This window comes from Ochrobactrum teleogrylli (genome assembly GCF_037482325.1).
In the GTDB taxonomy this organism is placed as follows: domain Bacteria; phylum Pseudomonadota; class Alphaproteobacteria; order Rhizobiales; family Rhizobiaceae; genus Brucella; species Brucella teleogrylli.
In genome coordinates this window covers 1,064,900-1,076,072 of sequence record NZ_JBBHKQ010000002.1, presented here as the reverse complement: position 1 = coordinate 1,076,072, position 11,173 = coordinate 1,064,900, and the positions used below count along the sequence as shown (strand labels likewise).

Sequence of the window (11,173 nt, the reverse complement as noted above, 5' to 3'; positions counted from 1 at the left end):
CTTTATTTGTAATAACCTGCACATTTCGCCTCGGCCTTTATTCTCACTGAGGTTCTGATTGTCGAAAACTATGCGATGATCGCCATATTAGGAATAGCCGATACGATTACTGGCATGGGAATTCCGTATATTGCCAGCGTCTTTGGCATATTCCTGTTACGTCAGACATTCAAATCTGTACCCGCCGAATTAGAGGATGCAGCGCGGGTCGATGGATGCGCGTGGCTGGGCGTCCTTTGGCGCGTCTACGTACCGGCAGCTAAATCCACCTACCTGGCTTATGCTCTGGTCTCGGTTACCACCCACTGGAACCATTTTCTCTGGCCACTGATCGTCACCGACACACCCGGAAAAAGACCGCTTACGGTAAGGCTGTCGCTGTTTGGATCGCCTGAAAGCGGCGTGGATATTTCAACCATCAGCGCCGCGACCATTATGGTCATTGCGCCATTGGTTATAGCCTTTTTGATTTTTCAGCGCCAATTTGTGCAAGCATTCCTCAGAGCAGGAATTAGGTGAATGACCAAGCGAACGTGGTTGAGTGCCAAACAAGCCATGCATCCCCACTATCTTCTCCAAGGGAGCATACCCGCTAATTTTTTACCTTTTATTTCGACCTTAAAGGTCTCGTACTCAAAGATTATATGTCGGCATCAAACCTATAATGCGAGAGCGTCATCTCCGTCAAAACATTAAAACCACTTCGATGTTCTCTGACATTTTCATAAACTCTCCAATTGCAAATGCTTATCATATTCATTTAACATATTGATATTGCTTGACAATTTTTTCAGTTGCAAATAGGAAATCCGCATCGGGGAGTAGCCACCACCGAAGTGCAGCCCATTGAGGCAATGCCAAGATCAAGTGGGGTCACGTCAACACAATCGCTGAAAAGCGTGGCGCGACCAGCCGTTTAACGGCCCGGCAAGACCGTGGTATCAGCCATCCGCCGACGGACGGATGGCCTTTGTTGCCCGGCCAATCCTCCGTCTGAGCAGACATGATGTCCCCCATCACAGTATTATTTCTTTCCGTCAGTATGTCGGTCGATGCTTTTGCGGTCTCTGTTGGGCGTGGTACTGCCTTGAACCGTCCTCGACTTTCCGAGGCTTTGCGTACCGGCATCGTCTTTGGCGTGGTTGAAGCCATCACCCCGTTTCTCGGCTGGGTGGCTGGCGTTCTCGCCAGCGACTGGGTTTCCCATGTCGATCACTGGCTTGCATTCGGGCTGTTGTCGGCAGTTGGTCTGCATATGCTTTATACAGTCATCTGGCCCAAGGATGACGACGGAGAGGCATCTCAAGGAGGTTCGTTCCTCGTTCTGCTCGCAACGGCGCTTGGTACGAGCATCGATGCCATGGCTGTCGGTCTGTCGCTGGCCTTTATCGGTATCAACTTGCAGGGCATCATCGTGATTTCAGTGGCCATCGGTCTTGCGACATTCATCATGTCCACGATGGGCCTGATGATCGGCAAGGTAATCGGAACCAGGTTCGGCAAGTTTGCCGAAGTGGCGGCGGCTGTTGTGCTTTGTGCTTTGGGCACGTCCATCCTCGTTGAACATCTTTCGGCATAGGTTTTCAGGGCGCGCAAATTTTCCGCACACGACTGTAATGATGGGGGAGGCGCAGCCCTCCATCATTTGAGAGCGGCCCTTGTGGGATGCTTTCACAAATTTTCCATTCGGAGTTGCCCTTTCCATAAAACATGACTAAAGAACTCATATTTCTGAATGTGTCTTTGGATCAGGTATATGTCTCCGTTGAATGCCGTTTTTGAACGTTTCTTTGTACGGGAACGCTCGCGCCTGAAACGGTTTGCCATAAAACTTCTCGGCAATGCCCACGATGCCGACGACATTCTGCAAGAGACCTACATCAAGCTCTCTTCCCGCGAACTTTCAGACGGCGACAGAGGCCTGGTGGTTCGCACTCTGACGACATTGGCCATCGATCACATTCGCACTCGCAATGTTCATGACGCAGGCGGCAAGGCAGCGAGCGACGAGGTCTTCGTGGAGCACATTCAGCCTGAACGCATCGTTTCGTCAAAACATGATCTCGCCGTTCTGCTCGACGCGATCAATCATCTTCCGCGCCGCCGTGCAAAAATCTTCCTGCTCGCACGTGTAGACGGCATGACTTATGGACAAATTGCCCAAACACTTCACGTTTCACTCAGCACCGTCGAGAAAGAAATGGCTGCCGCCATAGCTTTTTGCCATAAGTGGCAGCAGTCACATGGCTGATTGCGATTCATCTCTTCTAACTTTAAATAGCAAGACTATGTTGGAATCTGGCAACCACGAAAAGTCGAAAGACGTAGCGATTGATGACGCCGCGACGTGGTTTGTCCGTATGAGCAGCCACCCAGTACCGGACGATACAAAGCGCTCGTTTCAATTGTGGCTTCAAGAAAGCCCTGCCAACCGGGACGCCTATGACAGCATTTGCAAACTTTGGGGCGAGTTGAAAGCACCGGCTCAAATTGTAGCCCGATCAAGCCGTCGCGGCTTGGGTTGGGTTGAACGCTTTTTCTCTCAACAGACCTTGAAATGGGCGCTCTCTGCATCTGTAGTGGCACTGGTCGTTGGCGCAGGCGCAATCTGGCGCGATGAAGGTTTGATCGCCCGGCGATTTGCCGACTATGCCGCATCGCCCGGAACCCAGAACGAAGTTGTGCTCTCGGATGGGACCAGAGTCTATATGGACGGCGACAGCGCCATCGACACGACGTTTTTGACAGGTGAGCGCCACATTAGATTGATCCGCGGTAGCGCGTGGTTTGATGTCGCTCGTGATGAAGATCGACCGTTCTATGTCGAAACACAGAACGCAACAGTTGGCGTTCTTGGGACAGTCTTTACCGTCGACATTGGAAATAATGACTCAACAAAGGTCAGCGTCGAGAGCGGCACGGTATCTGTTCGCTCCGCAACTGGCGAACAAATCAAGCTTGGAGCGGGCAATGGTACGGCGGTTTCGTCCCGTGGTTTTCAAAAGCTCGAAAATGCCGACATAGACACAATGAATGCCTGGCGGCGCGGGCTTATCATTATGAACCAGACCCCTCTTCGAACCGTTTTGTCAGAAGTTTCACGCTATACAACAGGCCGAATTGTCGTGTCGGACGAAAACATCAAAGATCTTCAGCTTTCTGGCGTCTTCCGCACGGATGATGCCGATGCAATATTCACGGCACTCCAGTCAATACTTGACCTGAAAGTCAGAAGAATTCCAGGTCTGCTGACGATTATCTACCGCTGAAATATTTCTAATAGAAATTGCACATTATTTTTACGGGTTTTGCCGGTCTCGTCCGTTCTTTGCATGAAGGGCTTCATACTCATGCAATTGAATAGGGACGGTTCATGGAAAAGACACTCAGAACAGCGCTTGCGATAGGCAGCATTTCACTGATCGCGTTCGTGGTTGCGAGAGCGCCGGGCGTCATGGCGCAGGAGATGGATTTGAAAAGCCATTCGTCTGCGTTCGATTTCAATATTCCGTCGAAACCTCTTCTGGCCGCGCTGGCTGATTTTGCCGAAGCGACAGGCATCCAGATTGTGAAACAGGATGGCAACCCGATCCAGGGATCATCCCATGCCGTTAGCGGTCGCCAGTCTGCCGAAACGGCCCTAACGCAAATGCTGTCGAACTCGAAATTACGCCATCGTTTCATTGATGCGCGCACGGTGAGCATCTTTGATCGTCAAGGCACCATAGCGCCCACGGATGGGACGACCTTTCTCGAAACAATAGTGGTCGGCAATGCTAGAATGACAGATGCGGCATCGGTTTATTCAGCACCGCGCTCCAGTGTTTATGTCTCCGGTGAGGAACTCGATCGCTATGGCGCTATTTCTGCTGCGGACACTCTCAAGGGGCTACCAGGCATTCAGGCCGCTGATAGCAGGAATGGCGGCGGCGTGGACGTCAATATCCGCGGAATGCAGGGGCAAAGCCGCGTGGCAGTGACAGTGGATGGATCGCAGCAGGCTCTGAATGTTTACCGCGGTTATGCAGGCACGCAGCAGCGCAGCTATTTCGACCCGGATCTCGTCAGTGACATGGTTATAACCAAGGGACCGGCACTCGCGCCCGGCGCAGCTGGCGCAATTGGCGGCACTGTCGCGATCACAACCTTGCGTCCCGAAGACATTCTCAGCCCGGGCAAGAATATCGGCATCCGATTAAAGGGCGAATTGTGGGACAACGGCATTAAGCCGCCGCATCGCAACACACAGATAAAGAGCAGCAAGGAGTTGTTCGCGCAGCCCCACGAAGGCAAAGAAAATCTGTTTGACTCGGATGCCAGGTCAGGAAGCGCTGCTTTTGCCTTCCAGCAGGACAATTTTGATTTCATCGCAGCCTATGCCCGTCGTAATCAGGGTAACTACGTCGCCGGACGTCACGGCCACGATAAATACCGCATATTCAGCAATTCCGGTTACGAGCAGAATTCGGCGGCGACCTCCTATGCGCCGGGCGAAGAAGTTCTCAATACATCCGCCAAGACAGAATCCATTCTTTTGAAGGCGACAATCCGGCCAACAGACGAACAAGAACTGGAACTTAGCTACCGTCGCTTCGATGGTCGTTTCGGCGAAATCATGCCATCCGATATTTTCCGGTCCGGAACAGCTGGCATTTATCAGTACCCGCAAGGTGAGATGTTGATCAATTCGGCGTCCGCACGGTACGCCTTTGATCCTGAAGACAATGACTGGATAAATCTCAAGGCCAATCTGTGGTGGACCGATGCCCAAAGCAGCCAGATAAATGGCGTCACAGGTCCCAAGTCACAGTATTTCGCAAGCGACCGCAGCTGGGTCAGAATGTCCAATCGCCGCATTGGCGGGGATATTTCCAACAAAACGGATTTTGCATCACGGTTTGGCGATTTCAATCTCACGCTTGGTGGTTCGTTCCAACATGAAGAGATTCAGCCACAGGATGGCGTTGTTATTACCGAGCACGATCTTAACACCAACCGGTTTCTGCGTAATGGTTCCAGAACAGAAATGAGCCTTTCAGGTCAACTACAATATCGACCGGTGGATACGCTCAAATTCTGGGGCGGCGGTCGCTACAGTATGTTTCGCTCGAAAGACCGCAACGCTATGTCGAAAGCGCGATGGGAAGACGCTTTTGGGCGCTGGATATATGCATCCAACTCAAAGGAAACTGGCTATATGTTCTGGCGACCGGATGCCAATGGTCTGTTTAGCGATGCGACAGACCCTCGCCTGAACAATGGACTGCTCTTTGGTGACAGCAACAATCCATTCGATGGGGTACCATTCAACGAATTTGGTGCTACCTATACCCATGCTTTTGACCCCCGTTGGTCGGAGACGGTTGTTGGCTTTGACCGGGGCCCGAGCCTATCAACCAAGGATAGCGGTTTCACGCCTGCTTTTGGTGTAAATTACGAGATCGCGCCTGACACCTTCCTTTATGCCAGTTATGCCGAAGGCATGCGTATGCCTTCGCTTTTCGAAACCACTTTGGGAACGCTTCAGGTGGAACCCACAGGTGGACTCAAGCCGGAACGCTCGCGCAACTGGGAGATCGGGGCCAGCACCACGCTCGACAATCTGCTAACGGCTGGCGACACAGCATCGTTCAAACTCGCTTACTTCAACACCAATGTTAAAGATTACATCACTCGCTACTATGATCCGAATACGAACGGCGTGATGACCTTCTCCAATGCAGAAAGCTACAAGACGAGCGGCCTTGAGTTTCAGTCGAGATTCGACAATGGCAAACTATTTGCCGATCTGTCGGCAACCTATTATTTCAAGACAGAGACATGCGACCCCACATTCGCGTCCTATTTGCGTGAAACCGCAGGGATTTATCAGCATACCGAGAATACACCCGACTGCACGCCGGGCAGTTTCATGGGCTCCTATACCAATACGCAGAACCCACCCAAATATGCTGTAAACCTGACATTGGGCAGCCGCTTCTTTGAGGAGAAGCTGATCCTGGGAGGGCGAATGACTTATACATCTGGTCCGACAGAGGAAATAACCGAACCTTGGCAAACCGGAGCGACAACGCCGCAACTTGTCTATCAGCCGGTCGCAATTTTCGATGCCTTTATGAGCTACAAGCTGAGAGACGATGCTATTTTAAACGCATCGGTGCAGAACATCACGGACCGCTATTATCTGGATGCGCTGGCACAAAGCTTCATGCCAGCACCAGGCCGCACCTATCGCGCGGGACTGACAGTCAAGTTTTGAACTCGTGAAGCATCAGATATCGCCCACGCCATCTGACTATTATCAGTTGGTGGCGGGGACGCCAGTCAGGACACTCACTTGTGGAAAGGCATTTACGAATGGATTGTTCGACGCAGGCAGAAGCCGCGCAAAATCCGTGAGAATTTGCGCGTAATCCTCCGCGTGAAATTCGTATGGCAGTTCCAGCCGAAACTCGGAAACTTGCGGCAGTACAGGATCGGTTGCGAGCGTTTCCAGAATTTGGTCAGTCGTGCCCACAATATCGGGCAGAAACAAAGTGCGGCGCGGACCATGGGCGAAACCTGTTCGCTTGTCGCGCTCGGCGGCAAATTCCGCATAGCGACGACGCGCATCGGGACTTGCACTGTCGGTGGGCAGAATCACGCGCCCAAGTGCAACACGCGGCGCATGTTCATGCCCCCATTCCCGACGGAAGCGTTTAATGAGTGTTTTCTGTGCTGTCAGAAAATCGTCCGTATTTTCACCGCTGACAATGTTTCCTGTCAAAAGGTGGAAACCGGTCCGGCCTGCCCATCGTGCGGAATTTTGCGAGCCGCCGCCATACCACAGGCGGTCGGTCAGCCCTTCGGCAAAAGGTCTCAAACGCGGGATTTGCCCCCCCGCGGCATTGCCCGCTTCGGTTTCGCCGGAAAGCGGTTCAGAGCGCAGCGCCTGGGCCAGTTTTTCTGCGCGCGTATGGCTGTAATCAGCAGTTGGAACAGCATCAACGAAATCAGCGATCAGATGCGCAAAAGGCGGCGCGCCCACCGAAACACCAACATTCAGCCTGCCATGGGACAGCAAGTCCACAGTTGCCAGATCTTCGGCCAGCCGAAATGGATTTTCATAGCCGAGCTGAATGACCGCAGTGCCAAGCCCGATGCGTTTCGTCCGCTGCGAAGCAGCAGCCAGAAATGTGGCTGCGGATGAAATGCCACGCTCCAGATGGCGCTGGCGCACCCATGCGCTATCATATCCCAGTCGCTCTCCATGCTCGAAAAGCTGAAGCGTATCCTCTAAACCTTGTGCGGGGTCATTCGTGAGCGCGACGAACAACCCACCTTTTCTTTTGTGAATGAGGCCGCGAGATAAGCTCCTTCATCGATAGGAGCGGAATGGAATGGTTGGAGAACGCGCTGATGCCATGCTTGAAGTCATGGATGAAGGCATGCATGAAGCTAGGCATGAGGGAAAGTATCGTCGGATCGAGGTGATCACCGGTCGGCGCCAGCGGCGGAATTGGTCAGACGAGGAGAAGGCGCGGATCCTTGCGGAAAGCGCGGAACCTGATGTTAACATCTCGGCCGTTGCCCGGCGCTGGGGCGTCAATCGCGGCTTGCTGAACGTCTGGCGCCGGGACGCTGGGCTGACCTCCCAACGATCTGCGAGGTCCAGTGCGCAGCAGGCGATGTTCGTGCCCGTGACGGTGGTTGGCGATCGAACGCCTCCCGGAAGCTTGCCGTCGGATGTCGCCCACGTTGCCGCAGGTCGGATTGAGATCGAGATTGCTGGCGCGCGCATGACGGTTATGGGCCCGGTAGCACCTGAACTGGCGCAAGCGATGGTGGCGGCCTTGCGAGGTCGCCGGTGATCGGAGTTTCGCCGAGTGGCGTGAAGATCATGGTGGCGACGCAACCTGTCGACTTCCGGCGCGGTATGAATGGTCTTGTGGCTTTGGTGGCGTCAGCGCTTGCGGCCGATCCCTATTGTGGCGACGTGTTCGTGTTCCGCGCCAAGCGTCTGGATCGACTTCGCTGCATTTACTGGGATGGGTCAGGCATGATCCTGGCGACAAAGTGGTTGGAAAGCGGAAAGTTTGTTTGGCCCCCGATCCGCGATGGTGCGATGCAGATGAATGCCCAGGAGTTCTCACTTTTACTGGCGGGCATTGACTGGACACGGGTCAAGCGAAACGCGGTGAGACGACCCTCAAAAGTAGGCTGATCCTATTGGTTTTGCTTGAAGATTCAGGTTCATATGGTAGGGTCAGTCATGCTGCTTCGACCCGATCCCTTGCCTCAGGATGCTGCGCAATTGACCCGGATCATTCTCTCGCTCGACGAAGAGAATGCCGACCTCAAAGCGCGTATTGTCTTCCTTGAGCGCCAGCTCTTCGGGACGAAATCGGAGAAGATGACGATCATCGATCCGGCCCAGGCAACACTCGACCTGGGCGATCCAGGCGATATTCCCGTTGCAGCCAATGACGATGCCGCACCGGCCGATGAAGACAAAACACAGGCACGGCGATCGCCTGCCCGCAATATCGGCCGTTTGCCCAAGCATCTTCCGCGCTATGAAGAGATCATTGAGCCGGAGAGCAAGATTTGCCCTTGCTGTTCGTTCGAACTGCATTGCATCGGCACGGACGTCAGCGAGGCGCTCGACATCGTACCTGCTGTTGTCCGGGTCAAACGGACGATCCGGCCGCGCTATGCATGCCGGGCCTGTGAGAGTGCCGTCGTGCAAGCACCTGCACCGGCGCGCGTGATGGACGGTGGCATGGTGACCACTGCGTTTGCCGCGCATGTCGCTGTTTCGAAGTTTGCCTGGCATCTCCCGCTCAATCGTCAGGCGCAAATGCTGGCCTCCTGCGGTGTCATCATCGATCGCGGCACGCTTGGCGCCTGGGTAATGCGGGTCGCCTGGTGGCTGGAGCTTCTCTATGACGCGCTTACCGCCTTTATCCGCTCGCAGCCGAGAGTGTTCTGTGACGAGACGCCGTTGCCCCGGCTCGAGCCGGGCCGCAAACGAACCAAGGTCTGCCAGTTATGGGCGCAGGCGGTTGACGACCGTCCCTGGAATGGTCCGGCACCGCCGGCTGTGGCCTATATCTTTACCGAAAGCCGCAGCGCCCGCGAGATCGAGGGACAATTGTCGTCGTTTACCGGCGTGCTTCAAGTCGATGGATACCAAGCCTATAAAACCATGGTCAAACGTCGGGGCAAGAGCAATGTCGCACCCATGCGGCTAGCCTTCTGCCTTGCCCATGCCCGGCGCAAGTTCGTTGATGTCGTCAAGCTGACGGGTTCTTCGGAGGCTTTGTCGATCCTTGCCAGGATTGCGGAAATCTATCGGATCGAAGCAAAACTGCGCGGCGAAAGCGCCGATACCCGGCTCGTCGTGAGACGTCGGGAGGCAGCTCCAGTCATGAGGGAGCTGAAGGCCCACCTCACCGAACTGCGCGACGAGGTGTCGGCGAAATCGGCACTTGGCAAGGCCGTCAGCTACACGCTCAACCATTGGAGCGGGTTGACAGCCTGCCTTGATGATGGCCGGATCGAGGTCGACTCCAATGTGGTCGAGCGTTCAATGAAATCCGTGGCCCTGACGAGGAAGAATTCGTTGTTCGTGGGCAACGAGCGGGGTGGAAAGACTTTCGCTGTCCTCGCATCGCTCGTCAACACCTGTAAACTGAATGGTGTGGACCCCGAGGTCTGGCTTGCCGATGTGCTGGAGCGCATCATCTCCGGCAAAGTGAAAGCCAACGAAATGGAAAGTCTCCTGCCGTGGGCCTGGAAGGCTGAGCGTGAAGCGATGACACAGCAGGAGCGACGGGCGGCATGACACCGAACAGCCAGGCGACGACGGCACGACCGAAGCTCGATGACGAGGCGTTCGAAGCCTTTATCAGGGCACGTCGTCCGGCATCGCCAATCTGGTCAATGAGCGGTCTCGATGGTTATCTTACGGCTCTCATCATCGGCCCGAAGTTCATCGACCCACGCAAGTGGATCCCGGAACTGACCGGCCAGGACGCCCTGAACTTGCCGATGCAAACAACCGAACATCGGGCCGTGCAGACGATCGTTGCGGAATATAACCGTATCTCCGCGAACCTTTCCGAAACCCCGAAAGACCACAGGCCCAGGTTCACCAGGATCGATGACCAAACCTTTGATCCGTTCGATTGGGACCTCTGCTTTTTGCTGGCAACAGGATACGCGCCGAGGCTTTGGCAGCCGGTTCTTCGAGGTCATGCCGGGACTGGCGATATCATTGCGCCCATCCGCAAGCTCGGCGAGACAAAACGGAAAGCGACCCGCCAGGATGCTGCTGACGTCGCCGAAGCACTCGTCAATATCCGAACCTACTTTATGCCGAAGCGGGCAAAACAGAAGTTCTGAAAGAAAGTGCTATTGCGATCCCGTCAACGCCGAAAGCAGTGGGCTGTTCGTCGCGCTCACGGTCATTCTCCCGGTGACTACCGGGAATGAGGAAGGCAAAATGTTCTATGTGTGAAAGAGGCATGGTCAATTTCCCTTCTCGCGCAGCGGCTTCGCAATAGCTTTGAAGTCGAATTCAATAGGTTTCCCCGCGCAGATGGCTCGCGAGAAACCCCAGATTATCCTGTCCCCAATAGGTCTCGGTATCATAGATATAGGTTGGAAAACCAAAGACGCCCCTGGCCACGGCCTGTTCACGATCCGACTTCCACTTGGCTTGAACATCGTAATCATTCTCACGTGCGGCCAGATAATCGCCGTTGAAACCGGCCCTATCCGCAACCGCACTGCGGACTTCCGGCTTGCCAATGTCCTTTGCCTCTGACCAGAATGCATGTTGGAAAACACGTGTCAGCTGCAGCCAGTTTTGACCATCAAGATGGGCCGCGATCACACTGAAGGAAGCAGGTGTGGGATCACTCAAAGCTGGACGGCCATCGATGAAAAGCGGCTTGCCACGAAATTTGGCCCAACGCTTGAGATCCTGTGTGCCATAAGCGCGACGTACTTCCGGCCGATTGCGCGAGAGGATGCCGCCATTTTCCTCAATAACGGTTGCGAGGTAAGGCTTGATTTCGACCACATGCTGCTCTGCCAGTTCCTCAAGCGTATCCAGCCCAAGATATGACCAGGGCGAACCGATGGAAAAGAAATAATCGATCGTTTTTGGCACATTATGTCCTTCGAT

General features: G+C 54.4%; 10 protein-coding genes and 1 pseudogene. 9 read left to right on the top strand and 2 right to left on the bottom strand.

All coding sequences use genetic code 11. The features are described from left to right. Positions 1–39: 39 nt before the first annotated feature. The 5 genes and pseudogenes from WIX40_RS22465 to WIX40_RS22445 all read left to right on the top strand — a co-directional run. A pseudogene (locus WIX40_RS22465) lies at positions 40–519 on the top strand (carbohydrate ABC transporter permease); the annotation flags it as partial. A 568-nt stretch (positions 520–1,087) separates the two neighbouring features. Continuing rightward, entirely contained in the window at positions 1,088–1,579 is a 492-nt protein-coding gene (locus WIX40_RS22460; protein ID WP_503657223.1) for a manganese efflux pump MntP, read from the top strand. A 177-nt stretch (positions 1,580–1,756) separates the two neighbouring features. Continuing rightward, on the top strand, positions 1,757–2,251 hold the full coding sequence (locus tag WIX40_RS22455; protein WP_283735685.1) for an RNA polymerase sigma factor: 495 nt from the start codon (positions 1,757–1,759) through the stop codon (positions 2,249–2,251). Next, positions 2,244–3,269, top strand: a complete 1,026-nt coding sequence (locus tag WIX40_RS22450) for a FecR family protein (RefSeq protein ID WP_339442310.1) — start codon at positions 2,244–2,246, stop codon at positions 3,267–3,269. The genes WIX40_RS22455 and WIX40_RS22450 overlap by 8 nt, the downstream gene beginning before the upstream one ends. Positions 3,270–3,373: 104 nt before the next feature. Then, the gene (locus WIX40_RS22445; protein ID WP_339442308.1) at positions 3,374–6,259 is read left to right on the top strand and encodes a TonB-dependent receptor domain-containing protein; all 2,886 of its coding nucleotides are present in this window, start codon (positions 3,374–3,376) and stop codon (positions 6,257–6,259) included. Positions 6,260–6,301: 42 nt separating this feature from the next. Here WIX40_RS22445 and WIX40_RS22440 read toward each other — a convergent pair whose 3' ends face one another. Continuing rightward, positions 6,302–7,315, bottom strand: coding sequence for an LLM class flavin-dependent oxidoreductase (locus WIX40_RS22440; RefSeq protein WP_339442306.1), 1,014 nt, complete (start codon positions 7,313–7,315; stop codon positions 6,302–6,304). A 64-nt stretch (positions 7,316–7,379) separates the two neighbouring features. On the opposite strand from WIX40_RS22440, the gene tnpA reads away from it, so the two are divergent. The 4 genes from tnpA to WIX40_RS22420 are packed head-to-tail and all read left to right on the top strand — an operon-like array spanning position 7,380 to position 10,386. Continuing rightward, entirely contained in the window at positions 7,380–7,850 is a 471-nt protein-coding gene (tnpA, locus tag WIX40_RS22435; RefSeq protein WP_043062545.1) for an IS66-like element accessory protein TnpA, read from the top strand. Next, positions 7,847–8,203 carry an IS66 family insertion sequence element accessory protein TnpB gene (gene tnpB, locus WIX40_RS22430; RefSeq protein WP_043062544.1) on the top strand — a complete coding sequence of 119 codons (357 nt, stop codon included), beginning with the start codon at positions 7,847–7,849 and terminating at the stop codon, positions 8,201–8,203. The genes tnpA and tnpB overlap by 4 nt, the downstream gene beginning before the upstream one ends. A 48-nt stretch (positions 8,204–8,251) precedes the next feature. Next, positions 8,252–9,826 carry an IS66 family transposase gene (gene tnpC, locus WIX40_RS22425; protein WP_043062543.1) on the top strand — a complete coding sequence of 525 codons (1,575 nt, stop codon included), beginning with the start codon at positions 8,252–8,254 and terminating at the stop codon, positions 9,824–9,826. Beyond that, positions 9,823–10,386 (top strand): UPF0149 family protein, encoded by a 564-nt coding sequence (locus WIX40_RS22420; protein WP_112591117.1) that lies wholly within the window; start codon positions 9,823–9,825, stop codon positions 10,384–10,386. The genes tnpC and WIX40_RS22420 overlap by 4 nt, the downstream gene beginning before the upstream one ends. 175 nt (positions 10,387–10,561) lie before the next feature. On the opposite strand, the gene WIX40_RS22415 is transcribed toward WIX40_RS22420, so the two are convergent. Further along, on the bottom strand, positions 10,562–11,158 hold the full coding sequence (locus WIX40_RS22415; RefSeq protein WP_339442304.1) for a 2-hydroxychromene-2-carboxylate isomerase: 597 nt from the start codon (positions 11,156–11,158) through the stop codon (positions 10,562–10,564). Positions 11,159–11,173: the final 15 nt, after the last annotated feature.

Bases quoted from the DNA above. Each gene is read 5' to 3' on its own strand.
- WIX40_RS22455 (WP_283735685.1), top strand. From the start codon at position 1,757: ATGTCTCCGTTGAATGCCGTTTTTGAACGTTTCTTTGTACGGGAACGC.
- WIX40_RS22450 (WP_339442310.1), top strand. From the start codon at position 2,244: ATGGCTGATTGCGATTCATCTCTTCTAACTTTAAATAGCAAGACTATG.
- WIX40_RS22445 (WP_339442308.1), top strand. From the start codon at position 3,374: ATGGAAAAGACACTCAGAACAGCGCTTGCGATAGGCAGCATTTCACTG.
- tnpA (WP_043062545.1), top strand. From the start codon at position 7,380: ATGGTTGGAGAACGCGCTGATGCCATGCTTGAAGTCATGGATGAAGGC.
- tnpC (WP_043062543.1), top strand. From the start codon at position 8,252: ATGCTGCTTCGACCCGATCCCTTGCCTCAGGATGCTGCGCAATTGACC.
- WIX40_RS22420 (WP_112591117.1), top strand. From the start codon at position 9,823: ATGACACCGAACAGCCAGGCGACGACGGCACGACCGAAGCTCGATGAC.